The organism is Pseudomonas sp. D1-36 (genome assembly GCF_051132205.1).
GTDB lineage: Bacteria > Pseudomonadota > Gammaproteobacteria > Pseudomonadales > Pseudomonadaceae > Aquipseudomonas.
On record NZ_CP071674.1, the window covers coordinates 4,081,383 to 4,107,122 of the forward strand.

17 protein-coding genes and 1 pseudogene are annotated in these 25,740 nt (G+C 60.0%); 7 read left to right on the forward strand and 11 right to left on the reverse strand.

The window, feature by feature from the left end:
* Nucleotides 1-366: 366 nt before the first annotated feature.
* On the reverse strand, nt 367-813 hold the full coding sequence (locus J3P76_RS18080) for a hypothetical protein (protein WP_434610181.1): 447 nt from the start codon (nt 811-813) through the stop codon (nt 367-369).
* A pseudogene (locus J3P76_RS18085) lies at nt 810-4,241 on the reverse strand (DUF637 domain-containing protein); the annotation flags it as partial. The gene J3P76_RS18080 and the pseudogene J3P76_RS18085, both read right to left, overlap by 4 nt.
* 156 nt (nt 4,242-4,397) lie before the next feature.
* On the opposite strand from J3P76_RS18085, the gene J3P76_RS18090 reads away from it, so the two are divergent.
* Nucleotides 4,398-4,673 (forward strand): hypothetical protein, encoded by a 276-nt coding sequence (locus J3P76_RS18090; protein WP_434562903.1) that lies wholly within the window; start codon nt 4,398-4,400, stop codon nt 4,671-4,673.
* Nucleotides 4,674-4,896: 223 nt separating this feature from the next.
* Here J3P76_RS18090 and J3P76_RS18095 read toward each other — a convergent pair whose 3' ends face one another.
* On the reverse strand, nt 4,897-6,243 hold the full coding sequence (locus J3P76_RS18095) for a DEAD/DEAH box helicase (protein ID WP_434610178.1): 1,347 nt from the start codon (nt 6,241-6,243) through the stop codon (nt 4,897-4,899).
* Between the two features lie 192 nt (nt 6,244-6,435).
* Between J3P76_RS18095 and J3P76_RS18100 the strand changes: the two genes are divergently transcribed.
* Nucleotides 6,436-7,734: a mechanosensitive ion channel family protein gene (locus J3P76_RS18100; RefSeq protein WP_434610176.1), complete on the forward strand. Its 1,299-nt coding sequence runs from the start codon at nt 6,436-6,438 to the stop codon at nt 7,732-7,734.
* A gap of 110 nt (nt 7,735-7,844) precedes the next feature.
* On the opposite strand, the gene J3P76_RS18105 is transcribed toward J3P76_RS18100, so the two are convergent.
* From J3P76_RS18105 to J3P76_RS18115, 3 genes are all read right to left on the reverse strand, one after another.
* Nucleotides 7,845-8,711, reverse strand: a complete 867-nt coding sequence (locus J3P76_RS18105; RefSeq protein WP_420766658.1) for a carboxylate/amino acid/amine transporter — start codon at nt 8,709-8,711, stop codon at nt 7,845-7,847.
* A gap of 345 nt (nt 8,712-9,056) precedes the next feature.
* Nucleotides 9,057-9,656: an FMN-dependent NADH-azoreductase gene (locus tag J3P76_RS18110; protein ID WP_434610174.1), complete on the reverse strand. Its 600-nt coding sequence runs from the start codon at nt 9,654-9,656 to the stop codon at nt 9,057-9,059.
* Between the two features lie 150 nt (nt 9,657-9,806).
* On the reverse strand, nt 9,807-10,121 hold the full coding sequence (locus J3P76_RS18115; RefSeq protein ID WP_434610172.1) for a 3-phosphoglycerate kinase: 315 nt from the start codon (nt 10,119-10,121) through the stop codon (nt 9,807-9,809).
* A gap of 50 nt (nt 10,122-10,171) precedes the next feature.
* Between J3P76_RS18115 and J3P76_RS18120 the strand changes: the two genes are divergently transcribed.
* From J3P76_RS18120 to J3P76_RS18135, 4 genes are all read left to right on the forward strand, one after another.
* Nucleotides 10,172-11,095 (forward strand): LysR family transcriptional regulator, encoded by a 924-nt coding sequence (locus J3P76_RS18120; protein WP_256233402.1) that lies wholly within the window; start codon nt 10,172-10,174, stop codon nt 11,093-11,095.
* A gap of 14 nt (nt 11,096-11,109) precedes the next feature.
* Entirely contained in the window at nt 11,110-11,913 is an 804-nt protein-coding gene (locus J3P76_RS18125; RefSeq protein ID WP_434610169.1) for an alpha/beta fold hydrolase, read from the forward strand.
* A 4-nt stretch (nt 11,914-11,917) separates the two neighbouring features.
* On the forward strand, nt 11,918-12,481 hold the full coding sequence (locus tag J3P76_RS18130) for a peptidylprolyl isomerase (RefSeq protein WP_420766662.1): 564 nt from the start codon (nt 11,918-11,920) through the stop codon (nt 12,479-12,481).
* Between the two features lie 84 nt (nt 12,482-12,565).
* Nucleotides 12,566-14,398 carry an ABC transporter ATP-binding protein gene (locus J3P76_RS18135; protein WP_434610167.1) on the forward strand — a complete coding sequence of 611 codons (1,833 nt, stop codon included), beginning with the start codon at nt 12,566-12,568 and terminating at the stop codon, nt 14,396-14,398.
* Between the two features lie 163 nt (nt 14,399-14,561).
* On the opposite strand, the gene J3P76_RS18140 is transcribed toward J3P76_RS18135, so the two are convergent.
* The 5 genes from J3P76_RS18140 to aceK all read right to left on the reverse strand — a co-directional run bounded on the left by J3P76_RS18140 (nt 14,562) and on the right by aceK (nt 24,632).
* Entirely contained in the window at nt 14,562-15,686 is a 1,125-nt protein-coding gene (locus J3P76_RS18140) for a GNAT family N-acetyltransferase (protein ID WP_434610164.1), read from the reverse strand.
* A 140-nt stretch (nt 15,687-15,826) separates the two neighbouring features.
* A complete protein-coding gene (locus J3P76_RS18145) occupies nt 15,827-17,137 on the reverse strand; it encodes an OprO/OprP family phosphate-selective porin (RefSeq protein WP_434562888.1) in 1,311 nt (436 codons plus the stop codon).
* A 289-nt stretch (nt 17,138-17,426) separates the two neighbouring features.
* Nucleotides 17,427-18,548 carry a beta-ketoacyl-ACP synthase III gene (locus J3P76_RS18150; RefSeq protein WP_420766666.1) on the reverse strand — a complete coding sequence of 374 codons (1,122 nt, stop codon included), beginning with the start codon at nt 18,546-18,548 and terminating at the stop codon, nt 17,427-17,429.
* Nucleotides 18,549-18,788: 240 nt separating this feature from the next.
* Nucleotides 18,789-22,700 (reverse strand): ATP-dependent RNA helicase HrpA, encoded by a 3,912-nt coding sequence (hrpA, locus tag J3P76_RS18155; protein ID WP_434610162.1) that lies wholly within the window; start codon nt 22,698-22,700, stop codon nt 18,789-18,791.
* Nucleotides 22,701-22,910: 210 nt separating this feature from the next.
* The gene (aceK, locus tag J3P76_RS18160; protein ID WP_420766668.1) at nt 22,911-24,632 is read right to left on the reverse strand and encodes a bifunctional isocitrate dehydrogenase kinase/phosphatase; all 1,722 of its coding nucleotides are present in this window, start codon (nt 24,630-24,632) and stop codon (nt 22,911-22,913) included.
* Between the two features lie 130 nt (nt 24,633-24,762).
* Between aceK and J3P76_RS18165 the strand changes: the two genes are divergently transcribed.
* On the forward strand, nt 24,763-25,671 hold the full coding sequence (locus tag J3P76_RS18165) for a DMT family transporter (protein ID WP_420766669.1): 909 nt from the start codon (nt 24,763-24,765) through the stop codon (nt 25,669-25,671).
* The last annotated feature ends 69 nt before the right edge of the window (nt 25,672-25,740 follow it).

Sequence of the window (25,740 nt, forward strand, 5' to 3'; positions counted from 1 at the left end):
CTGTGTATAACAAATGCTATACAACTCACGTCAGTGCTTGCTGGGTGAAACACTCGTTTTGTATTACAAATGTATAACAGCACCCAGAAGACAGAAACCGGATAACTAATTGATACATATAGAAAATACCCACCTCGCGAGAGGTGCGTGTTGTGTATTGAGATTTTGCTCCTGTTAAGGGGCGAAAAATCATGCTCAAAAAGGGCGTATTGGTTAGGTAGACCGAAGGTCGTCAGACTGGGGTGCAGAAAGACTACAGAACGGGTGCAACTTGAGTGCAGAGAGGGCGCAATCAGGGTGCAGCAGCAACTGAAAATACCGGCGCAAGAGTGCGCCGGATCACAGACAAAGCAAAATACCTGCTGATTAAGACTCTGGCAAAACCGAAAGTACTGCTTTAAAAATATAAGCTCCATCATCAACGGCTGATGATGCCTCATATATTGCTTCGGTCGCTGTCATAAGCGAATCCTCTCCACCAGCTAAGGACAGCGCCGATACAGCGCGGGCCTGGCTAAACAACTGAAGTCCTTCTTCATTTAAGTTTTGCCCTTCATCCAGGCTGTCTTGCAAGTCAAAATACTTCTCATCTAACTGTGCAGCTAAAGCATCTAGCCCAGAAACCTGATCAGTCGTGAGTTTATTACCAGATCGTAGCTGCCTAAGAGATTCGACAACAATAGGCACCTCTACTGGACAGGCCTGAAAAGCAAGTTCACAAGCCACTTTTACAGCACTTCTTCGTTGCTCTTGACTGACTAACTTAAGCTTTTCTACAAGGCCTTTCTCAACCTTTTCTAAACGCATAATCATTGTTTAGCCTTTGGCAGTGGTTTTAATGGTGTTGACACATTGGCCCCTGTCGGCTCAATTACGTTCTGACATGATGCACAGACAGGGCGTGTCGCACCGATATCAACAACTTTCAATCCGTTAGCGTTGGCATAGCTGACAATATCCGCTTCTGCGTGGCCAGTTCCAACAACTACTTTCTCGCCTTCTTGCAAACTCACTCCAGGGCGAAGATAGCCACGAGGTTCACTTGTACTGACCAGAACAGAGCGAACACCATTCGCATCCTCTACTACCGCGACCCCCATAGTTATTCGGCCTTGAGAGTTCGCAGGTATTTGTGACTGAATTTCACTTACACGATTTTGGACAAGGTTTGATGGGTTGTCATAGGCAAGACCTCGCTCTAAGGATGTACCTGCGCCTTTTGCACCCACCACCACCGCATCAGCACCACCAGCCGCAGCAAGCCGCCTAGCCAGCAAGGCCCTTAATACCGCAGGCGCCCCCGTAACTGCAAGCGCAGCATCCAAATCCCAGGTAACCCTTTCGATCCCACCGCCGACTATAGTTGAAACCCTTTGCACCAGGTCGTCGAACTCTTGCCGGCTACTGGAAACTCCAGCGATTTCCCTAAGATAAGTGACGGCGTCCCGACCGAATTGCTCCCTCCAAGCCGTGGGAACGATCTCAGGCTCATTGGCCCAATTGTTGTTGCTGGACCATTGGGAGGCGGTATTGAACAAGGCCGGATCAACAAACTGAGCCGTCGTCGCCTGAAACGCATGTACCTCGGCGCCGTTGGCGACAATTGTGCGGCCATCACTCCATGTAAGGGCAGTGTTCCGAGCAGCTAGGCTTTGAATGCTACTGGTCGCCTTTAACAAGTCTTGCGCAAGATGCTGACCTTCAGGGTTGCCCGGGGGAAAGCTGTTTACCAGTGCCTGCAATCGCGCATTTTCGGTAGCATCCACTTGAGCATTGGCCGCGAGGAGCAGTACCTCTTCCCAAGACATATCTGACTTGGGCTTGCCCAATTTCTCTTCTAGAGCCTTCGCCTCATCAGCAAGCGCTTTTTTCTCCGACGAATGCAACAGCCGGTTATAGGAAGTCGCACTGCCCGCTACCCATGACCCGGTCTGAAGGCTCTTCGCATCCCCTCCCTGCGCGGCGGCTGCAAGCACGCCTACTATTTGGGAGTTCATCACCAGAAGCCGATTCTTCTGTTCCAAGGTCATCTCGGTGTACTGCTCGGCCAAGCTATCAATCAGCAACTCATTGACACCCGCAGCCAATGCGCCGGTTTTGAAATCACCGCCGGCCGCCTCAGCGGCCAGTCCGCCCATGACCGCGTGCAAGCCAACCTTGGCCAGCCCCCCTTCTTTCAAATCGAATTTCTTGCCAAGATCCCCAACGAGATTGAATCCCGCGGCAGCAAAGGTATTCGCCAAACTGGAACGCAGGGCATTATCGAACTGACTGTCACCACCCAGCGCCCGGTCCAATAGTGTTGACGTACCGTTCTGCAACAGCTGGTTCGCGCCGAAGCGACCGATGCCTTCCAAACTTCCTAAGCCGCCTTCGGCAATTACCTTGCCTGCATTCGGCAACGCCCCCTCCAGCGAGGTGGTGGTACTGGTCATCTTGTCGAAGATGCCGGCCGTCAACCCCGCCGTCACCCCCGACACGACATAACCGCGCAAGGCATCCGAAGAAGTTACATCCTTGAATACGGCCCCCAGATTTCCACCGTTATTGATAAAGCTGACCGTGGCGTTGCTCGCAGCCCCCGTTGCGACAGCCGTGAGCGCCACGTTCGCCCAACCTGCGGCCACGGTTGACCCAGCTGCCGCGCCACCGGCCACCGCTGATGTGGTGGCTGTTCCGGCTGCTGCAAAGGCTGTACCTGAACCAGCAGCAGCGGTGCTTCCGGCCATAGTGCCAATCAAGCCACTGGCAGCACCCGCGGTGAAATAGACGACAAGGATCGCGATGATCATCTGCACAGCCGGCCCCATGCCGGAGTGGCTGTATTTATAAGAGTCGTGGACTTCCCTGACCTTGCGCCAATCCACATCGCCGCGCTTCTCGGCTTCGGCCAACCACGCCAGTTGCGGGTCCGCATCGACCATGGCTTTGATCGATTGATGGACGCTTTCTTGATTGACCTGCTTGATGTCGATGTTCAACCCATCGACAGCTTTGATCGCAATGGCACCGGCAGCAACCATCTGCGTCTGGCGCAGTGTTTCGTCGGTATTGCCTTTGCCCGACATCGAGCTCCAGGCCATGCTGCTTTTGCTTTTTGCGTGGTCCTCTTTATGCAAATCCTTCACGGCTTCGAAGGTAATCGAACCGCCACTGTCCAGCGTGATGTCCTTGCCACTTTCAAGCTTCGCCACCTGATATCGCTGGTCATCCCCGCTCTTGATGACCAGATCGCCCCCCGTCGTGATCTCACTCCCAATGTTCTTCACATCAGTCACTTCATCACGCTGAGTCTTCTTGCTCCCCCAACTCCCCTTTTTCTTCTCGTCATACAGTGAGTAATCGCTGTTCTGCGCCGCGATCAACCCCAGTTTCCCCCCCGCCACCAGGTAGGCCTCGTCACCCGCCGTGATCCGGCTGGCGACCATCATCAGGTTCTTGCCCGCCGCCAAGGCAACATCGCCGCCGGCGGTGATTTGGGCCTTGACCTGCCGGACATGGTCTTCCTGGATCGTCAGCTTCTTGCTCTTGTACAGAAAGTGCTGTTCATCCGCCGCCGAGCTGATGTTGACGTTCTCGGTCGCGGCCATGTCGACGTCGCGCTTGGCGTCGATCTGGCTGGCAACGACATTGAGGTCCCGGCCGGCCGTAGCCGATACATCTCGCCCGGCGCTGACGCTGGCGCCGTACTGGGTGATGGTGCTGCTGTTGCGGTTGACGTCGCGGATCAGGTTGTCGACGGTCTGCGCAGCGACGAGGTTGACGTCGTTTCCGGCATTCAAGCGGATGTCGCGCCCACTTTGCAGGGCACCGCCGATGTTGTTGAGGCTGCCGCCCGCCGAGAGGCTCAGGTCATTGGCGGCTTCGATGCGCGCCGCGCTGTCGGCGAAATCGTTGCGATCCTGGACCTGGCCGTAGGCAATTTGCGATGACGTCACCGTGCGCTCGTTGACCACATCCCCCATCAACGCCGTGGCAGAGACATCCCGACCGGTGATAATGCCACCCGCCCTGTTGACGAGATGGTTGCCGGCCAAAAGGTCGAGACGCTCACCTGCTTGCACCAAGCCGCTGTTGACCAGATTCTCCCCCGCCGAAGCTGACAGGTTACTGGTCGCCTTCAGCGTACCTACGTTAGCCAGGTTCTTGCCGGCGACCAGGTTGAGGTTGTTGCCCTCAATCAACGCCCCATTCGGCGAGAGGCGGTTATTGGCGTTGGCCAGGTACAGGACTGGCGTCAGAAAAAACGGGGACAGACCACGTTTTCCTGTTTTAGCTCCTTCACCTCAGCGACGAGTCGATTTCGATCGCCACTCACCAACAACCAAATGAAACTTTCCCTCCCGCCTCAGCCTCAACCGAATATCCGCCCATCAAAGGAATACGAGGCCCGAGCCATGAAAACCTTCCTTAAACTCACCCTCGCCGCCACCCTCGCCTGCGCCCTGCCGGCCTGGGCTACGTGCACGCCTGAAGAAGCCACCATCAAGCGTGAGCAGCTGGCGGACAAAGTCGCCAAGCTCACCGAGCAGGACCCATCCAAGGCAAAAGAGATGAATGAAGAACTGCAGGCCATGAACATGGAGACATCCAGCAAGGACGTGCCGGACAAGTGCCAGTTGATCGACAAGCGTCTGCAGGAGTTGGAAGAGGCGCAGAAGAAGGCGGAGTGATGAGTCGGGCACGACCCGCTTTTGTGGCGAGGGAGCTTGCTCCCGCTGGGCTGCGCAGCAGCCCCAATAAAAGCCCCCCGTTTGCTCCTGGCACACCGAGTCGGTGGTTTTAGGGCTGCTTCGCAGCCCAGCGGGAGCAAGCTCCCTCGCCACAGGGTTTGTGGAATTCTCTCAATAAAAAACCGGACCCAAGGTCCGGTTTTTATGCAGCGTTAACGCGATTTCACTCAGCCGCCGGCGCCTCTGGCTTGCGGCGCTTGAGCGGGGCCATGCCGTCCTTGCTGACCAGAGACGGCGCGTCGGTCTTCGGGCGGTTGGCGGTCTTGCGTTTGGTCGGGGCCTTGGCGCCGGTCTTTTTCTTGTCGCCCTTGCCGTCGACCTTTTTCTTCTTCACGCCAACGGCCTTGCCCGATGCCTTGACCTTCTTCGGTCCGCTGTAGGTGCCTTTGACTTCCTTGATGGTGCGGCGCTCGAAGCTCTGCTTCAGGTAGCGCTCGATGCTCGACATCAGGTTCCAGTCGCCGTGGCAAATCAGCGAGATCGCCAAGCCATCGTTGCCAGCACGACCGGTACGGCCGATGCGGTGAACGTATTCATCACCACTGCGGGGCATGTCGAAGTTGATGACCATGTCCAGGCCTTCCACGTCCAGGCCACGAGCGGCGACGTCGGTGGCGACGAGGATTTTCACGCCGCCCTGCTTCAGACGGTCGATGGCCAGCTTGCGGTCCTTTTGATCCTTCTCGCCGTGCAGCACGAACGCCTTGTATTCCTGGGCAACGAGGCGGCCGTAGATGCGGTCGGCCATGGCCCGGGTGTTGGTGAAGATGATGGCCTTTTCGTAGGTCTCGTTGGCCAGCAGCCAGTTCACGATCTGTTCTTTGTGCTGGTTATGGTCAGCGGTGATGATCTGCTGGCGGGTGGTGGAGTTCAGCTGGCTGACCGCGTTGAGCTGCAGGTGCTCGGGGTTGTTCAGCACCTTGGCGATCATCTCGCGCAGGCCCGAACCGCCGGTGGTGGCGGAGAATAGCATGGTCTGCTGGCGGTTCACGCACTCGTCTACCAGGCGTCGCACGTCTTCGGCAAAACCCATGTCGAGCATGCGGTCGGCTTCGTCGAGCACAAGCACTTCGACTTCCTTGAGGTCGAGGTTGCCGGCGTTCAGCTGCTCGATCATCCGCCCAGGGGTGCCAATCAGGATGTCCGGAACCTTGCGCAGCATGGCGGCCTGGACCTTGAAATCTTCGCCGCCGGTGATCAGGCCGGACTTGATGAAGGTGAACTGCGAGAAGCGCTCCACTTCCTTCAAGGTCTGCTGGGCCAGTTCACGGGTTGGCAGCAGGATCAGCGTCTTGATGCTGACACGGACCTTGGCCGGGCCGATCAGGCGATTGAGGATCGGCAGCACGAACGCGGCCGTTTTGCCGCTCCCGGTCTGCGCCGTCACCCGCAGGTCACGCCCTTGGAGCGCGAGCGGAATAGCCGCTGCCTGCACCGGCGTTGGCTCGACAAATTTAAGCTCGGCCACGGCTTTGAGCAGGCGTTCGTGCAGGGCGAATTGGGAAAACACGGGTGCTACCTCGAAGAAATGCAAAAAAACAGCTGCATAGGGTAACGGTTTCGAGCGCGAAGGCCGAGTTTCTTTATGCAAACGGCCGCAAATCAGTGTGTTGTCATGATTGGATTCACGATCAACGGTCACTTCCCGCCGCTTAAAATGCTCTAATTCGCCCCTCGCGCTCATAAAAGAACCGTCTCGCCCATGGATATCAAACAACTCTGGCTCAACCTCCAGGATTTCTGGGGCGCCCTTGATCAACATCCGATCCTGCATTCGAGCCTTGCGCTGGTGTTGCTGCTGGCGATCGCGCTGGTGCTTGGACGGGTGGCGCGCTATTTGATCCTGCACGGCGCCAAGCTGATCGGCCGCCAGCCGGCGCTGCACTGGGTCAACGACCTGCGCCAGAACAAAGTTTTTCATCGCCTGGCGCAGACGACGCCGTCGCTGATCATTCAGTTCGGCTTGCACCTGGTGCCAGGGCTGAGCAAGACCAGCATGATTTTCCTGGGCAATGTCGCGCTGTCCTTCACCATCCTGTTCATGTTGCTGGCCATCAGCGCCTTGCTCAGCGCCCTGCTGGACGTCTACGCCCGCACCGAACACGCGCGCACCCGCTCGATCAAAGGCTACGTGCAGCTCACGAAAATGGTGTTGTACGTGTTTGGCGCGATCATCATTGTCGCCACGCTGATCGATCGTTCGCCGCTGTTGCTGCTGTCGGGCCTGGGTGCGATGTCGGCGGTGATCCTGTTGGTCTACAAGGACACCCTGCTGTCGTTCGTCGCCAGCGTGCAGCTGACCAGCAACGACATGCTGCGGGTTGGCGATTGGATCGAAATGCCACAAGTGGGCGCCGACGGTGATGTAGTGGACATCACGCTGCACACGGTGAAGGTGCAGAATTTCGACAAGACCATCGTCTCGATCCCCACCTGGCGGTTGATGTCCGAGTCGTTCAAGAACTGGCGCGGCATGCAGCAATCCGGCGGACGACGGATCAAGCGCAGCCTGTTCATCGACGCCAGTGGCGTGCGCTTCCTGCATGACGACGAAGAGCAGCGCCTGTCCCAGGTTCGCCTGCTGACTGATTACATCGGCCGCAAACAGGCCGAGCTCAAGGCCTGGAACGAAGCCCAGGGCAACGTCGCGGCGATGTCGGCCAACCGTCGGCGCATGACCAACCTGGGCACCTTTCGCGCCTATGCCCTGGCCTATCTGAAAAGCCACCCCGAGATCCAGCCGAACATGACCTGCATGGTCCGGCAGCTACAGACCACCGCCCAAGGGATCCCGCTGGAGATCTACTGCTTCACGGGTACCACCGTGTGGGCCGACTACGAGCGCATCCAGGGGGATATTTTCGATTACCTGCTGGCGGTGATGCCGGAGTTCGGGCTGGGCTTGTACCAGCAGCCGAGCGGCACGGATTTGCGGGCGGGACTGCTGCCGGCGGCGCTGGGGGCGAGTCACTTGTCGGAGCCGGAGAAGCAGGCGGTATAAAGCCAACCCCATTCGCCTGTGGGAGCGAGCTTGCTCGCGATAGCAGTGTGTCAGAAACATAGATGCTGACTGATACAACGCCATCGCGAGCAGGCTCGCTCCCACAGAGGTCAGCGTGTAACGAGCGGTTGGCGAACCCCCAACCGACTGATCCACACCGCCGCCAGTATCACCGAACCACCCAACACCAACCGCCCCAGCGCCTCGTGCTGGTTCCAGATCAGCAGGTTCACCAGCAACCCCACCGGCACGTGCAGGTTATTCATCACCGCCAGCGTGCCGCCGTTGACCAGGCACGCGCCTTTGTTCCACCAGTAGAGGCCCAACGCGGTGGAAACCAGGCCGAGGAAGACCAGCACGCCCCACTGCAACGGCGCTTGCGGCCAGAAGTCGGCTTTGCCGAACAGCAGGAACGCCGGCAACGCCACCATCAATGCACCGAGGTAGAAATAACCGAAACGCCGGTAATGCGGCAGATCGCTTGGGTGACGCGCCACCAAGTGCTTGTAAAGCACCTGCCCGGCCGCGTAGGTGAAGTTGGCCAGTTGCAGCAGCAGGAAACCCATGAAGAAGTCCGGGTTGATCCTGTCATAACGAATCACCGCCGCACCGGCCACGGCCACCAGTGCCGCAACCAATGCCCAGGGATTGAAGCGCCGATTGAGGGCGTCTTCGATCAAGGTCACGTGCAGGGGTGTAAGGATGGTGAACAGCAGCACTTCCGGGACCGTCAACACCCGGAAACTCAGGTAGAGGCAGACGTAGGTCACACCAAACTGCAAGGCACCGATCAACAGCATGCCGCGCATGAACGACGGCTCGACCTGGCGCCAGCGCGTCAGGGGGATGAACACCAGCCCCGCCAGCACGACCCGCACCAGCACCGCGAAATAACTGTCGACATGCCCCGCCAGGTATTCGCCGATCAGGCTGAAGGAAAACGCCTGGATCAGCGTTACAAAAAGTAGATAGCCCATACCGCCCCTCGTTTTGAATGGCGGCGAAGATAGCGGGTTTTGGTGGTTGTCGCTAATTACCTCAATACACAGATCCTGTGGGAGCGAGCCTGCTCGCGATAGCGGAGTGTCACGTAGCAAATGTTTGGCTGACATGACGCCTTCGCGAGCAGGCTCGCTCCCACATCGGGTTATTGAGCTGGTTTGAAATAGCAGGCAAAAAAAAGCCCGATCTCGCTTAAGCGTTCAATCGGGCGGGTGCACTCAGGAGCTGTGAAAGTGCGAAGGGAGGTTCGATGCGCAAAACGGTTTGAAGGGAAGCGCCGAGTCACTAGAACACCCGGCGATTATCCGAAGATTAACGGCTTAGGCGACCTGGGAAAGCTTGGCGTTGGCCTGGTTCAAACCCTTCTCCTGGAAGTCGCCACCCAGGTTCATGCCCTCGGCGTGAATGAAGGTCACGTCGTGGATACCGATGAAACCCATCACTTGGCGCAGGTACGGTTCCTGGTGATCGGTGGCGCCGCCGGCGTGGATGCCGCCGCGAGCGGTGAGCACGAAGGCGCGCTTTTCGGTCAGCAGACCTTGAGGACCGGTGGGGGTGTATTTGAAGGTCACACCAGCACGCAGCACATGGTCGAGCCAGGCTTTCAAAGTGCTGGGAATGGCGAAGTTGTACATCGGCGCCGCCATCACCAGGACGTCGGCGGCCAGCAGCTCGTCAGTCAGTTCGTTGGAGCGTTCCAGCGAAGCGTTCTCGATGTCGTTGCGTTGCTCGGCAGGCTTCATCCAGCCGCCCAGCAGGTTGGCATCCAGGTGCGGCACCGGATTGATTGCCAGGTCGCGGACGCTGATCTCATCGGCCGGGTGCGCGGCTTTCCACTGGCTGATAAACGTTTGGGTCAGTTGGCGGGAAACCGAATGTTGCTGGCGGGCGCTGCTTTCGATGATCAGGACGCGGGACATGGCTTGTAGGCTCCATCTGAGAATGTTGTCAGTCGATGGAGTGAAGGTTAAGCGTGATCATATCGATGAGAAAGCGCAAATAATTGCTGCGAACCATCGATATTTTCGTTTATAAGCGGAGCAAGCTTTGTGATGCCGCCCCGCCGCTGGCTATTTCGGCTTGCAGGTCAGCTCGATGCGCAGCTTGATGATGTTGCGGTTGAACTTGGCGGTGGCGTTCTTGAACTTGCCGGCGGCGACTTCGATGGTGCGGGTGCGCGGCGCCTCCGGGCCGTTGCGGAACACTACTTTGCAGGTTGCATCGGTGCTGCCGTAGTTGTTGACCTGGATCGAGCCGATGTCGGCGTCGGTGTCATAGGCGTTGTAGTCGATGCTCAGGCCGTTGAGGTGTTTTTCCACATCGATCGGGTAGGCAAATGCAGTCAGCGGCAGCAGGGCCAGCACCGCACAACAGATTTTTTTCATTCGGCAGTCTCCACCAAGGGACCGCCAGCTTAGGACAAGAGGAGCTCAATATGAAAGCGCCCCGCGTGACCCTTGATCAATGGCGAACGTTGCAGGCGGTGGTGGACCACGGTGGTTTCGCCCAGGCCGCCGAAGTGCTGCACCGCTCGCAATCGTCGGTGAGCTACACCGTGGCTCGCATGCAAGACCAGCTCGGCGTGCCGCTGCTGCGCATCGATGGACGCAAGGCGGTGCTGACCGAGGCCGGCGGCGTGCTGCTGCGCCGCTCGCGGCAACTGGTGAAGCAGGCCAGCCAACTGGAAGACCTGGCCCACCACATGGAGCAAGGCTGGGAAGCGGAAGTGCGTCTGGTGGTGGATGCGGCCTACCCCAACGCCCGCCTCGTCCGCGCCCTCACGGCATTCATGCCACAAAGCCGGGGCTGCCGGGTGCGCCTGCGCGAAGAAGTGTTGTCGGGCGTCGAAGAAGTGCTGCTCGAAGGCGTGGCCGACCTGGCCATCAGCGGCTTCAGCATCCCTGGTTACCTGGGCGCGGAGTTGAGCGACGTCGAATTCGTCGCGGTGGCCCACCCCGAACATGCCCTGCATCGCCTCAACCGCGAACTGAGTTTCCAGGACCTGGAAAGCCAGCTGCAAGTGGTCATCCGCGACTCCGGTCGCCAGCAGCCCAGGGACGTCGGCTGGCTCGGTGCCGAACAACGCTGGACCGTAGGCAGCCTGGCCACCGCCGCGACGTTTGTCGGCAGCGGCCTGGGGTTCGCCTGGCTGCCGCGGCACATGATCGAACGAGAGCTCAAGGAAGGCTTGCTCAAGCGTCTACCCTTGGAGCAAGGAGGCAGCCGCAACTCGACTTTCTATCTGTTCTCCAACAAGGAAAAACCTCTGGGCCCGGCCACGCAAATCCTCATCGAGCTGCTGCGCACCTTTGATACCGCGCCGCTGGATGCGCCGTTCGCCGCACCTGAACAAGCCTGACAAGGAATTCGCCGATGGCCTATTTTGCGCACGAAGGTTGCAACCTGCACTATGAGGAATATGGCCACGGCGCGCCCCTGGTGCTGGTCCACGGGTTGGGCTCCAGCACACGGGATTGGGAAAAGCAGATCCCGGTGCTGTCCGCCCGCTATCGCCTGATCGTGTTGGATGTGCGCGGACACGGTCGGTCCGACAAGCCGCGTGAGCGCTACAGCATCGAAGGCTTCAGCGACGACCTGAGCGCCCTGATCGATTACCTCGACCTGGGCGCGGTGCATCTGGTGGGCTGGTCCATGGGCGGCATGATCTGCTTCCAACTGGCCGTGGACGAACCCACGCGGGTCAAGAGCCTGTGCATCGTCAACAGCGCCCCGGAGGTCAAGGTCCGCACGCCCGACGATTGCTGGCAATGGTTCAAGCGCTGGAGCCTGATGCGGCTGCTCAGCCTGGAAACCATCGGCAAGGCCCTCGGTGCCAAGCTGTTCCCCAAGCCCGAACAGACCGAGTTGCGCCTGGAAATGGCCCGGCGCTGGGCAATGAATGACAAACGTGCTTATCTGGCCAGCTTCGACGCCATTGTCGGCTGGAGCGTACAGGAACGCCTGTCGCAAGTTGCCTGTCCAACCCTCATCATTTGCGCCGACCACGACTACACCCCGGTGGCGCTGAAAGAAGCCTATTCAAAGCGTTTGCCTGACGCACGACTGGCAGTCATCACCGATTCACGGCACGCTACGCCGCTGGATCAACCCGAACGCTTCAACCAAACCCTGCTCGAATTCTTGATCGCAATCGATTCCACTACTCAGGATCACTGAACCCATGCTGAAAAAAATCGCCCTCGCCGCCGGCTCCGTCCTCTTTGCTGCCAACCTGATGGCCGCGCAACCGGCCAAGGCCCCTCACGTATTGCTGGACACCACCAACGGTCAGATTGAAATCGAACTGGACCCGGTCAAGGCCCCTATCAGTACCAAGAATTTTCTTGAGTACGTTGACAGCGGCTTCTACAACAACACGATTTTCCACCGTGTGATCCCGGGCTTCATGGCCCAGGGCGGCGGTTTCACCCAACAGATGCAACAGAAAGACACCAAGGCGCCGATCAAGAACGAAGCCAGCAATGGCCTGCACAACGTACGCGGCACCTTGTCGATGGCCCGCACATCCAACCCGGATTCGGCCACCAGCCAGTTCTTCATCAACGTGGCCGACAACGCCTTCCTGGATCCGGGTCGCGACGCTGGTTACGCGGTGTTCGCCAAGGTGGTCAAGGGGATGGACGTGGTGGACATCATCGTCAACTCCCAGACCACCACCAAGCAAGGCATGCAAAACGTGCCGATCGACCCTGTGATCATCAAGTCGGCCAAGCGCATCGACTAAACCCACAGGGCAAGCCTGGGCGGCGTCGGCGATCCCGCGCCGCCCACAGCAAAAAAGGAGAGCCCTGCCCGGGCTAGGTACCCCATGGTTTATCGCCGTTTCGAAAAACTGATCGACATCTTCCGCGACGCCCCGACTTCGGCCCCGCCGAACCGCGTCCTGCCCTTTTACACGTATTACCTGAAACAGGTCTGGCCCAGCTTCGCCGTGCTGCTGGTGGTCGGCCTGATCGGCGCGCTGATCGAAGTGGCGCTGTTCAGCTACCTGAGCCGCATCATCGACCTGACCCAGGCCACGCCCAACGCAGAGTTCTTCAAGCTCCACGGCCTCGAATTGGCCTGGATGGCGGTGGTCGCACTGGTTCTTCGGCCGATTTTCGTCGCCCTGCATGACTTGCTGGTTCACCAGACCCTGAGCCCCAGCATGACCAGCCTGATCCGCTGGCAAAACCACAGCTATGTGCTCAAGCAGAGCCTCAACTTCTTCCAGAACGATTTTGCCGGGCGTATCGCCCAACGCATCATGCAGACCGGCAACTCGCTGCGGGACTCGGCGGTGCAGGCCGTGGATGCGTTGTGGCACGTGCTGATCTACGCCGTCAGCTCGCTGGTGCTGTTCGCCGAAGCCGATTGGCGCCTGATGATCCCGCTGTTGATGTGGATCGCCGCCTACATCGGCGCGCTCTATTACTTCGTCCCCCGGGTCAAGGAACGCTCGGTGGTGTCCTCCGATGCCCGTTCAAAGCTCATGGGGCGGATCGTCGATGGCTATACCAACATCACTACCCTGAAGCTGTTCGCCCACACCAACTTCGAACAGCAATACGCTCGCGAAGCCATCGAAGAGCAGACTCAAAAAGCCCAGCTCGCCGGTCGCGTCGTGACCAGCATGGATGTGGTCATCACCAGCATGAACGGGCTGCTGATCGTCGGCACCACAGCCCTGGCGCTGTGGCTGTGGACCCAGTCGCTGATCAGCGTCGGCGCGATTGCACTGGCCACCGGACTGGTGATCCGCATCGTCAACATGTCCGGCTGGATCATGTGGGTGGTCACCGGCATTTTTGAGAATATCGGCATGGTCCAGGACGGATTGCAGACCATCTCCCAGCCCGTCAGCGTCATCGACCGAGATCAGGCCAAGCCGTTGGCGGTAGCCCAGGGCGAAGTGCGTTTCGAGCAGGTGGATTTTCACTACGGCAAGAAAAGCGGCGTGATCAGCGACCTCAACCTGGTGATCAAGCCGGGCGAGAAAATCGGCCTGATCGGCCCGTCCGGCGCCGGCAAATCGACCTTGGTCAACCTGCTGCTGCGCCTTTATGACGTGCAGGGCGGGCGCATCCTCATCGACGGCCAGGACATCGCCCACGTCGGCCAGGAAAGCCTGCGCGCACGCATCGGCATGATCACCCAGGACACGTCGCTGCTGCACCGTTCGATTCGCGACAACCTGCTTTACGGCAAGCCCGACGCCACCGACGCGCAACTCTGGGAAGCGGTACACAAGGCCCGGGCCGATGAATTCATCCCGTTGCTCTCAGACGCTGAGGGCCGCACCGGTTTCGATGCCCACGTGGGCGAGCGCGGCGTGAAGCTCTCTGGCGGCCAGCGTCAGCGCATCGCTATTGCCCGGGTGCTGCTCAAGGACGCGCCAATCCTGATCATGGACGAAGCGACCTCCGCGCTGGACTCGGAAGTCGAGGCGGCCATCCAGGAAAGCCTCGAGACGCTGATGCAAGGCAAAACCGTGATCGCCATCGCCCACCGCCTCTCCACCATCGCCCGGATGGACCGGCTGGTGGTGCTGGAGAAGGGTCGCATCGCCGAGACCGGCAGCCATGCCGAGTTGCTGGCCCAGGGTGGGTTGTACGCGCGGCTGTGGCAGCATCAGACGGGTGGGTTCGTCGGGATCGACTGAACCCTGGTTATGCACAAAACCCCGTGGCGAGGGAGCTTGCTCCCGCTGGGTTGCGTAGCAGCCCCAAACTGTATCTGGCACTGCGATGTGTCAGATACACCGCAGGGGCCTGCTGCGCAGTCCAGCGGGAGCAAGCTCCCTCGCCACGGGGGCTCAGAGAACTTCAGCACTGCCGATAAGGCAGTGCCGTTTTCGCTTCTTCGGCATACGCCATCACGCCCTCCTGCTCGCGCGCAAGAAAATCCGCCACCGCCGCTTTCAAGCCCGGATGGCGAAGGTAGTGCCATGAACGGGTGATCACCGGTTCGAAGCCGCGAATCAACTTGTGCTCACCCTGGGCCCCGGCGTCAAAACGCTGCACGCCGTTGGCAATCGCGTAGTCCATGCCTTGATAGAAACACGTCTCGAAATGCAGCCGATCGAACTCTGCCAGGCAGCCCCAATAACGCCCATAAAAACTGTCGCCCGCCAACAGGCTGAACGCCATCGCCACCGGCCGTGAACCTTGCTTGGCCAGTACCACGCGAATGGCCTCGGGCATGCGCTCGGCCAGCAGGCTGAAAAAAGCACGGGTCAGATAAGGCGCCTGCCGACGCACCGCGTAGGTATTGGCGTAACAGGCGTAGACAAAATCCCACTGCGCCTCGTCCAATTGATGGCCTTCCAGCCATTCGAAATCAATGCCCTGCCCCGCCACCTGCTCGCGCTCCTTGCGCATCTGCTTGCGCTTGCGGGAACTGAGCGCGTCGAGGAAATCCTGGAAATCCCGATAGCCGCGATTCTGCCAGTGGTACTGGCAACCGATTCGCTGCAACCAGCCCTCCTGCCTGGCCAATGCCTCGTCGGTGAAGGCGTCGGTGAAGTTGATGTGGGCGCTGGATAGCCCTTCGATCTCCAGATAGCCCGGCAGGCTGCCCAGCAGTTCCAAGCCATCCTCAACACGCGCCGTCAGCAGTCGCGGGCCGCTCACCGGACTGAATGGCACCGCCGTCAGTAGCTTGGGGTAATAGTCGATGCCGGCCCGGGCACAAGCGTCGGCCCAGCCATGATCGAACACGTACTCACCGTAGGAATGCCACTTGCGATAGCTGGGCAAAGCCGCCAGCAGCCGCCCCTCTTCAAGGTGCAGCAGATGCTCGGGCTGCCACCCGGAATGCGAACCCAGGCTGGCGCTGTCTTCCAGGGCGGTGAGAAAAGCGTGGCGCAGGAAGGGTTGGTTGACGGGCACCAGCGCGTCCCACTCATGTGGCGCGATGGCGGACAGGCTGTCCAAGACGTGAAGCGGCATGCGGTTCCCCGATATCCAGACGACGGATTGGGCGAGTATCGCCGATCCGAATCGCAAGGGGATAAAAAAACCCCGCCAGAGGCGGGGTTCAAAGGAGCTGTAACGGATGAAAGTGCAGCGGTGTATCAGGTCAAAAGGGCTTAGAACACGTACTGGGCACGGACTACGAAACCGTCGCCATCATCATCGCCATTGGCGTTGGTGACTTTATCGGTCTTGGCCTTGACGTAGGCACCGGTGATTTTCACCGCTTCGTTGGCGTACCAGTTCACACCCAGGTTGTGCACCTTGGCTTCGGCATCGCCCACTTCGCGGGTCGCCGAGGCGGTGGTGATGTTGTCGTCTTCGACGGTCATGCTGTCGAAGCGGTAGAACACTTCCCAAGCGCCGATGGATTTGTTCTGAGGCTTGATGGCGTCGAATTTGCCGAGTTTATAACCACGGGATTCACCAGTGAGGGTGTAGGCACCCTGGACGTAGAAGCCGTGACCTTTTAGGTCTTCGAAGGCGTCGCTGTCAGCCTTGGTCTTGCGGGAGATGTATTCACCCTGGATAGACGCTGGGCCCATGGCGAAAGCGGCTTCCAGACCGAAGGCAGTGTCGGTGTCGTAGGAACCGGCCGGCGAGTTGTTGGCGCCGCCCAGGACCGGACGGTTGCCGTTAGGGCCGGCGTCATTGCCGCCCAGGGTTTCAACGCCACGCATGCCCAGACGGGAGCGATAACGAGCGTCGAATGCGGTGTCCGAAACGTCGCGCGAGGCCACGTTCAAACCGAAGTGCAGCACGTTGCCAGCTTCGTGCATCGGGGCGAACACGAAACGACCATTGGCTTGCTTGATGCTGTTGCCGTCGGTGTCGTCGGTGTCTTTGCTGAACACACCGGCCGAGACGTAGAACGAATCAGCGAAGACGCCGGATGCTTGCAGGCCCAGGCCGTTCTGGTGGCCGTTGGCCCAGTCGATCAGGTCGTAGGCGGCATTACGCTCAGGTGCGGTGACCCATTTGGAGCTGGTGGCTTTTTCAAGGCCGAAATCCGGGTCGAAACGGCCGACCTTGATCGAAACCGGCTTGAAGCCGTTGTAGGCCAAGGAAGCTTCGTCGAAGTAGCCGTTATCGGAATCGCCGCTGTTGTGGGAGAAATCGTAGTTGATGGTGTAGGCCCAGTCCGTGTACAGCACACCGGACAACTCCAGGAAGCCACGGCGGATGTAAGCGGCATCGGCTTTGTCACCGTTGTCGGTGTAGATGCCATCGAACTGGCTGTAGTCAGCCTGCAAACGACCGCCGAGCTTGAAGCTGAACTCTTTGTCAGTGGTAGCGACCTCCAGGCCGCCCTTGGTCTTGACCACGATATCGGCGCCGTCTGTGGTCACGGTGCCGGCGAAAGCCTGGGCGGTTACTGCCATTGCCAGAGCGCTGGCGGCAAAACCTGCGAAGTGCTTACGGATCATCGAAGAATTCCCCTATCTGGTAGTCTATGCGTTAGAAAACACGCGGAACTGGGCCCGCTGGTGTTGGGAGGGGATCTTGGCGACGGGGTGTGTCAGGCAAGTTGCTATCACATAAAGATTTTATGACAGCGGAACTTTTTACTTCGAAAGGGAATAACAGAAATGCCACAAAAATGTGGGAGCGAGCCTGCTCGCGAAGGCGGTGGATCAGTCAGATTCAAGTTGACAGATCTTCCGCCTTCGCGAGCAGGCTCGCTCCCACAGGAGTTTTTTTACATTGAACGAGAGTTCAACGCTTGCGCAGGATCACGCTGCCGATCGAATAGCCGGCGCCAAACGAGCTGAGCACCGCGACGGAGCCGCTGGGCAGGTCGTCCTGATACAGGTGGAACGAAATCACCGAGCCGGCCGAGCTGGTGTTGGCGTAGCGGTCGAGGATCACCGGGGCTTCCTCTTCGCTGGCTTCGCGTCCCAGCAACTTGCGCACGATCAGCTGGTTCATGCTCAGGTTGGCCTGATGCAGCCAGAATCGCTTCACTTCGCCGACGTTCAGCTGGTTTTCCTCCAAATGGGCGCCGATCAGTTCAGCCACCATCGGGCAGACGTCGCGGAACACCTTGCGTCCTTCCTGAACGAACAGTTTGTCCCGGGTGCCGATGCCCTCCTCCGCCGCGCGGTTGAGGAAGCCGAAGTTGTTGCGGATGTTGTTGGAAAACTTGGTGAGCAGCTTGGTGCTGACCACATCGAACTGATACGGCGACGTGGCCTGGTCCGCGCGCTCGATGATCACGGCGGTGGCCGCGTCGCCGAAGATGAAGTGGCTGTCGCGGTCACGGAAATTCAGGTGGCCTGTGCAGACTTCCGGGTTGACCATGAGGATCGCCCGGGCCTGGCCCAGTTGCACGCTGTTGGCGGCGGCCTGGATGCCGAACGTCGCCGAAGAACAGGCCACGTTCATGTCGAAACCGAAACCTTCGATGCCCAGGGCTTCCTGTACTTCGATGGCGATGGCCGGGTAAGGACGCTGCAAGTTCGAACAAGCCACGATCACGCCGTCGATGTCGGCGGCGGTGCGACCGGCGCGTTCCAGGGCCTGCTTCGCGGCGCCGACGGCCATTTCGCAGAGCACCGACCACTCGTCATTGGAGCGCTCGGGCAGGCGCGGCGTCATGCGTTGTGGATCAAGAATGCCGTCCTTGTCCATGACAAAGCGGCTCTTGATGCCGGAAGCCTTCTCGATGAACGCGGCGTTGGATTCGGTCAATGCTTGCACTTCGCCGCGCTCGATGGCCTCGGCGTTATCGGCGTTGAACTGCGCGACGTAAGTATTGAAGGATTGCACCAGCTCTTCGTTGGAGATGCTGTTGGCCGGGGTGTACAGGCCGGTGCCGCTGATGACGACGTTATGCATGGTCGTGTCTCTATTCTGTTCAGGCAGAAAGTATTGGCACCGACGTACCAACACGCAAAGGGACTTTTCCCATCCCGGGGAAGCAGCCCTGGCATCGCTTTATTCCGATCCGCCCGTGACCTTGAAGAGCAAAACCACGGGACCGGTATTTATAGGCGCGAAGTTTGCCATAAACGCTGGCTTTTGGCCCATGTTCCCTTTTACCAGACAAGAATCCACAGGGAATAGGTGGTGGTCTGATCAACCCTCCACCAACCCCCACTGCTTACCCAGGCGCTTGTCGGAAATCGGCACCTTGGTCCCCAACTGCTGGGCGAACAGCGACACGCGGTATTCCTCCAGCCACCAACGGTAGAGCTCCAGTTGCGGGTCGCGCTTGCCTTCCTGGGCGTGTTTGCTGGCGCGGGCCTGGTATTGAGCCCAGAGATTGGAGAGCTCGCCGCTCCAGACCCGGTCCTTCTGGACCTGGCTGCCCAGCTTCTCGAAACGTTGCTCGATTGCCTTGAGATAGCGTGGCAGCTCCTTGAGCCATTGATGGGGGGTTTCCCGCACGAAGCCTGGGTACACCAAGTGGCCGAGCTGTTGCTTGATGTCGTTCAGCGCCACGGCCTGGGCCAGGTCGATCTTGCCCTTGAAGCGTTTTTGCAGGCCGTGCCAGAGCTTGAGGATGTCCAGGGTCAGCTTCGCCAGGCGTTCGGCGTGCTCGGTCCAGGCGCCGCGCTTGCGTTCGGCCAGGGCCGCCAGCGCGGCACCGTCACGGGGCAGGCTCGGCTCGCCTTCGAGGATGCAGCTGTCGAGGCTCGCCAGCAGGATGTCTTCCACCAGAGCGTCGACGCGCCCCAATTCACGATAGAGCAGGCCCAACTCCGTCAATCCCGGCAGCTTGCCACGGAGGAATTTCGCCGTTTCGGCCAATTGCTGCATGAGCAAACGCTGCAAGGCACGACGGTGCTGGAACTCGGCTTCGGCCGGGGTCGGGAAGCGCCCTTCCTTGACCACGCCGCCCTCTTCCACCAACGCCGGGTACACCGTCATCGACAACCCGGCGATCTTCTGCTGGGTTTTCTCGGCCACCGGTGCGAAGACTTTCGCCTCCACCGGTTCCTGGCTCTTGGCTGTTTGCGGCACGGCCAAGGCGGCCTGGCTGGCCTCGGCAAAACGCGCCGTCAGCTCGGCCAGGTCGCGGCCTTCACCGAGGAACTTGCCCTGGCCATCGACGATTTCCAGGTTCATGCGCAAATGGCTTTCTACCTGCTGCGCCGCTTCCGCCCAGGCGTCATCGCTGACCCGCGCACCGGTCATGCGCAGCAATTCGCGCCCCAGGGATTGCGGCAACGAACCTTCGGCAAACGTGATGCGTTGCAACGCGGCCTTGACGAAGTCCGGCACTGGCACGAAGTTCTTGCGCAAGGCCTTGGGCAGGTTGCGCACCAGCGCGATGCACTTGGCTTCGATCATCCCCGGCACCAGCCATTCCAGGCGCTCAGGTGGCAGCATCGGCAGCAGCGGCGCCGGTACACGCAACGTGACGCCGTCGCGGGGATGGTTGGGCTCGAAGTGATAGCTTAACGGCAACGTCAAGTCGCCGACGCGCAAGGTGTCGGGGTACTGGTTGGCCGTCACCTCGCTGGCCTCCCGGGCCAGCACGTCTTCTTCGCGCATGATCAACAGCTGCGGATCTTTCTGGCTGTTGATCCGATACCAGCTGTCAAACGTCGCGGTCTGATGAATTTCGGCAGGCAGGCGCGCGTCGTAGAAGGCGAACAGCGTTTCCTCGTCCGCGAGGATGTCGCGGCGACGGGCCTTGGCTTCGAGCTCGTCGAGTTGTTCAAGCAACCGCGTATTGGCGCTCAGGCACTTGGCCTTGGACTGGATCTCGCCACGCACCAGCGCCTCGCGGATGAACAATTCACGGGACACCACCGGGTCCACCGGCCCGTAGTGAACGGGCCGACGACCAACGACGATCAGCCCGAACAAGGTGATCTGCTCATAAGCCACCACTTGCCCGCGCTTCTTCTCCCAATGGGGCTCGAAGTGGTTTTTCTTGATCAGGTGCCCCGCCAGCGGTTCGATCCAGTCCGGCTCGATCTTCGCCACCATGCGCGCGTACAACTTGGTGGTTTCCACCAGTTCGGCGGTCATCAGCCACTGCGGACGCTTCTTGCCCAGGCCTGACGATGGATGGACCCAGAAGCGCCGCTGGCGAGCGCCGAGGTAATCGCCGTCTTCGGTTTTCTGGCCGATCTGGCTCAACAGCCCCGAGAGCACCGCCTTGTGCAGTTTCGGGTAATCGGCCGGCTCTTTGTTGAGGCTCAACTGCATGTCGCGGCAGATCAGGCTCAACTGGCGGTGGGAATCACGCCATTCGCGCAGGCGCAGGTAATTCAGGAAGTTCTTGCGGCACCAGTTGCGCAGCGGGTTGGCGGTCAGGGCCTGGCGCTGTTCTTCGAAACCTCGCCACAGATTGACCAGCCCGGCGAAGTCCGAATCCGCGTCCTTCCATTGGGCGTGAGCCTGGTCGGCGGCCTGTTGGCGCTCGGGCGGACGCTCGCGCGGATCCTGGATCGACATGGCGCTGGCGACAATCAGCACTTCCTGCAGGCTGCCCAGCTTCGCTGCTTCCAACAGCATGCGGCCCATGCGCGGATCCACCGGCAAACGCGCCAATTGCCGACCCAACGGCGTCAATTGGCTGTTACGGTCCACCGCCGACAATTCTTGCAGCAGGTTGAATCCGTCGCTGATGGCCTTGCCGTCCGGCGGCTCGATGAACGGGAAATCGGTGATCTCGCCGAGACGCAGGTGCAGCATCTGCAGGATCACCGCCGCCAGGTTGGTGCGCAGGATTTCCGGATCGGTGAATTCAGGGCGACTGATGAAATCCTCTTCGCTGTACAACCGCACGCAGATCCCCGGCTCGACCCGCCCGCAACGGCCTTTGCGCTGGTTGGCGCTGGCCTGGGATATGGCTTCGATGGGCAGGCGCTGGACCTTCGCGCGATAGCTGTAGCGGCTGATGCGCGCGGTGCCGCTGTCGATTACGTAGCGGATACCCGGCACGGTCAATGAGGTTTCGGCGACGTTGGTGGCCAGCACCACGCGACGGCCCGGGTGGGACTGGAAGATCCGTTGTTGTTCGGCCGGCGACAAGCGCGCGTACAGCGGCAGGATCTCGGTGTGCTTGAGTTGGGCCTTGCGCAGCATTTCCGCGGCGTCGCGAATCTCCCGCTCGCCCGGCAGGAACACCAGCACGTCGCCGGGGCTGCGCCGTTCGCTGCGCTCGTAAGCAGCGATTTCGTCGAGGGTGGCGAGAATCGCCTGGTCGACGGTCAAGTCATCCTCGACCCGGTTACCCTCCTCGTCTTGCTCAAGGGTCAGCGGGCGATACCAGGTTTCCACCGGGAAGGTGCGGCCCGAGACTTCAACGATGGGGGCGTCATCGAAGTGCTTGGAGAAACGCTCCAGGTCGATGGTCGCCGACGTAATGATGACTTTCAGATCGGGGCGACGCGGCAACAGGGTCTTGAGGTAGCCCAGCAGGAAGTCGATATTCAGGCTGCGCTCGTGGGCTTCGTCGACGATGATCGTGTCGTAACGTTCGAGGTAGCGGTCGTTCTGGGTTTCCGCCAGCAGGATGCCATCGGTCATCAACTTGATGAGCGTGTTGGCGTCGCTCTGGTCCTCGAAACGCACCTGATAACCCACCAGCGCCCCCAGGGGGGTCGCCAGCTCTTCGGCGACACGGCTCGCCACGCTGCGGGCGGCGATGCGGCGTGGCTGGGTGTGGCCGATCAAACCCTGCTGGCCACGGCCGATCTCCAGGCAGATCTTCGGCAACTGGGTGGTTTTGCCCGAGCCGGTTTCTCCGGCGATGATCAGCACCTGATGCTTGAGCAGCGCCTCCTTGATCTCGTCGCGCTTGGCGGCGATCGGCAAGTTGTCGTCGTAGCGAATCGACGGCACGCTCGCCTTGCGCGCCAGCACCAGGTCGCACGACGCTTGCATCCGCGCTACCCACTGGGCCAGCTTGGCCTCGTCGGGCTTCTTGCGCAGCTCGAGCAACTGCCGCCGCAACCGGTGCCGGTCGGCGAGCATGGCGTGATCGAGGTTTTTCAGCAGTTTGTCGATAGCGGGGGTTTGGTCAGTCATCAGGTACGCAGGGTTCGTCGGTTTGAGCGAGGGGGCGATTGTCGCAGATTTGCGGCTATTGCGCCGAACACCAGAAGTGGCCTCACCACCGTCCCCTTGTGGGAGAGAGCTTGCTCGCGATAGCGGTGGATCAGCAATCGTTGATGTTAACTGGCACACCGTCATCGCGAGCAAGCTCGCTCCCACAGGTGGCTTTTGCTTGCCTGCTGGTTATTCGCTGTCCAGGTCTTTACGCCGATACGGGAACACATCGATCACCTTTCCCGCCCGGATCGCGTCCTGCAGGCCTTTCCAGTAGTCAGCGTTGTACAACTCGCCGTGCAACTGGTCGAACAGCTTGCGCTGCCCGGCGTCGGCGAACAGGAACGGCGGGAACTCTTCAGGGAAAACGTCCAGCGGGCCGATGGAATACCAAGGCTCGGACGCCATCTCATCTTCCGGCGTGCGCGGCTGGGGGATATGGCGGAAGTTGGCCTCGGTGAGAAAGCAGATCTCATCGTAATCGTAGAACACCACGCGGCCATGGCGGGTTACGCCGAAGTTCTTGAGCAGCATGTCGCCGGGGAAGATATTGGCGGCCGCCAGTTGCTTGATCGCCAGGCCATAATCTTCCAGCGCCTCGCGCACCTGAGCTTCGTTGGCGTTTTCCAGGTAGAGGTTCAGAGGCGTCATCCGGCGTTCGGTCCAGCAGTGGCGGATCAACACCGTGTCGCCCTCCACCGACACCGTGGACGGCGCCACATCCAGCAGTTCTTCCAGGCAGGCCGGCTCGAATTTGCTCAGGGGGAAGCGGAAGTCGGCGAACTCCTGGGTGTCGGCCATGCGCCCGACCCGGTCAACGCTTTTCACCAATCGGTATTTCTCGATGACCGTGGCCCGGTCGACGTTCTTCGACGGCGAGAAACGGTCCTTGATGATCTTGAACACGGTGTTGAAGCCCGGCAGGGTGAACACGCTCATGACCATGCCGCGCACGCCAGGCGCCATGATGAACTGGTCATCGGTGTTCGCCAGGTGGTTGATCAGCGCCCGGTAGAACTCCGACTTGCCGTGCTTGTAGAAACCAATCGAAGTGTACAGCTCGGCAATGTGCTTGCCCGGCAGGATGCGCTTGAGAAAGCCAATGAATTCCGCCGGCACCGGCACGTCCACCATGAAATACGAACGGGTGAACGAGAAGATGATCGACACCTGCGCCTCGTCGGTGATCAGCGCGTCGATCTGGATACCCCGGCCTTCGCGGTGCAGCAACGGGATCACCAGGGGCCACTGATCGTCATGGGTGTAGATGCGGCCCACCAGGTAGGCGCCCTTGTTGCGATAGAGCACCGAGGAAAACAGTTCGACCGTCAGTTCCGGGTCCTTGCAGACCCAATCCGGCAGGTTTTCGCGCAGCTGGCTTTCGAGACGTCGCAGGTCGCCGGGCAGGTCGGCGTACTCTTCACTGAAGCGATAATCGGCAAAGATCGCCGCGAGCATTTTGTCCAGTTGCCCTTCGGGTTTATAGGTGCGGGTCTGTGCCGCGCGAGCACGACGCAGGCTCGGCCGGGTCGTGTGGATGAACATGGTGCCGTCGCTGATCAGATCATGGCTGAACAGGCCGCAGAAGATCGAGTTGTACCAGGTCTCCGACAATTCATCGTCGAAGCGCAGGTCGATCAGGCTGATATAGGCGCTCTTCACCAATGGCCAGCAACCAACGTCCATCAAGGCCTCGGCGCTAAAGGCCTGGCGCAACCGGGCGACGGTTTCGAAGACTTTTTCTTCATACAGATTGATGCGCGCCGCCGAGGCCGCCTGCGCCTCCAACCATTGCGCCTGCTCGAACCGGGCGCGGGCGCCGTCGGTGATCTGCCGGAAATGCTCACGATAATCGTCGAAACCGTCGAGGATCGAACGGGCGATATCGGTCGCGGGCCATGGCTGCGGCATAGGGTAAACCTCGGCGGGTCATGCTTGTTATTGGCGACTGAGCTTAGAGGCCAATCCCTGGGCAACGCAACCATTGCCATCGGTGTTTAGCGGGGTGACACTTGCGACCCGATCAAGGAAGGATGCACCCGTGAACCTCGTCGATATCCTGCGCTTGCTGTCACTGGCCGCCATCTGGGGCGCGAGCTTCTTGTTCATGCGCATTATCGCTCCGGTCATCGGTACGATTCCCACGGCTTTCTTTCGCGTCTCCATTGCCTTCGTCGGCCTGCTGGTCATTCTTGCGCTGATGCGTGTCGACTGGAATTTTCGCGGCAAGCTAAAAGCCGTGATGGTTTTGGGCTTGATCAATTCCGGCATTCCCGCAACGTTCTACTCCCTGGCGGCCCAAGTGTTGCCGGCGGGCTACTCGGCGATCTTCAACGCGACGACGCCGCTGATGGGCGTGCTGATCGGTGGGTTGTTTTTCCGTGAGCCACTCACGGCGGCCAAGGTCAGCGGGGTTTTTCTCGGCCTGATGGGCGTCGCGATCCTCACCCGCGCAGGTCCGGTGGCGTTCGACCAGCAACTGTTGATGGGCGCCCTCGCCTGCCTGCTCGCCACGACCTGCTATGGCTTTGCCGGTTTTCTGACCCGGCGCTGGCTCGATCATCAAGGCGGGTTGGACAGCCGCTTGTCCGCCCTTGGCAGCATGTTCGGCGCCACGATCTTCCTGTTGCCGCTGTTTGGCTACAGTGTCATCACCCAACCACCGGCCAGCTGGGGCGGCTGGAGCGTATGGCTGTCGCTGCTGGGCCTGGGCCTGGTGTGTACGGCGCTGGCGTACATTCTTTATTTCCGCTTGCTCAGCTCCATTGGCCCAGTCAAATCCATGACAACGACCTTTCTGATCCCGCCGTTCGGCGTGCTGTGGGGCGCATTGCTGCTGGATGAGCCACTGGGCATGGCCCATGTGTATGGCGGGGTGTTGATTGCGGCGGCGTTGTGGTTGGTGTTGAAGCCTGGGGTGGTCAAGCCGGTTGGAGCGTCTGCCCGGTAATTCATCGGTGTAGCGGAGTAGGCCATCGCGAGCAAGCTCGCTCCCACAGGGTTATGCGCAGCCTTTTGT

Bases quoted from the DNA above. Each gene is read 5' to 3' on its own strand.
- J3P76_RS18140 (WP_434610164.1), bottom strand. From the start codon at position 15,686: ATGCCGCTTCACGTCTTGGACAGCCTGTCCGCCATCGCGCCACATGAG.
- J3P76_RS18120 (WP_256233402.1), top strand. From the start codon at position 10,172: ATGAAAGCGCCCCGCGTGACCCTTGATCAATGGCGAACGTTGCAGGCG.
- aceK (WP_420766668.1), bottom strand. From the start codon at position 24,632: ATGCCGCAGCCATGGCCCGCGACCGATATCGCCCGTTCGATCCTCGAC.
- J3P76_RS18115 (WP_434610172.1), bottom strand. From the start codon at position 10,121: ATGAAAAAAATCTGTTGTGCGGTGCTGGCCCTGCTGCCGCTGACTGCA.
- J3P76_RS18145 (WP_434562888.1), bottom strand. From the start codon at position 17,137: ATGATCCGTAAGCACTTCGCAGGTTTTGCCGCCAGCGCTCTGGCAATG.
- J3P76_RS18080 (WP_434610181.1), bottom strand. From the start codon at position 813: ATGATTATGCGTTTAGAAAAGGTTGAGAAAGGCCTTGTAGAAAAGCTT.
- J3P76_RS18125 (WP_434610169.1), top strand. From the start codon at position 11,110: ATGGCCTATTTTGCGCACGAAGGTTGCAACCTGCACTATGAGGAATAT.
- J3P76_RS18110 (WP_434610174.1), bottom strand. From the start codon at position 9,656: ATGTCCCGCGTCCTGATCATCGAAAGCAGCGCCCGCCAGCAACATTCG.
- hrpA (WP_434610162.1), bottom strand. From the start codon at position 22,700: ATGACTGACCAAACCCCCGCTATCGACAAACTGCTGAAAAACCTCGAT.
- J3P76_RS18150 (WP_420766666.1), bottom strand. From the start codon at position 18,548: ATGCATAACGTCGTCATCAGCGGCACCGGCCTGTACACCCCGGCCAAC.
- J3P76_RS18130 (WP_420766662.1), top strand. From the start codon at position 11,918: ATGCTGAAAAAAATCGCCCTCGCCGCCGGCTCCGTCCTCTTTGCTGCC.
- J3P76_RS18090 (WP_434562903.1), top strand. From the start codon at position 4,398: ATGAAAACCTTCCTTAAACTCACCCTCGCCGCCACCCTCGCCTGCGCC.
- J3P76_RS18100 (WP_434610176.1), top strand. From the start codon at position 6,436: ATGGATATCAAACAACTCTGGCTCAACCTCCAGGATTTCTGGGGCGCC.
- J3P76_RS18135 (WP_434610167.1), top strand. From the start codon at position 12,566: ATGGTTTATCGCCGTTTCGAAAAACTGATCGACATCTTCCGCGACGCC.
- J3P76_RS18105 (WP_420766658.1), bottom strand. From the start codon at position 8,711: ATGGGCTATCTACTTTTTGTAACGCTGATCCAGGCGTTTTCCTTCAGC.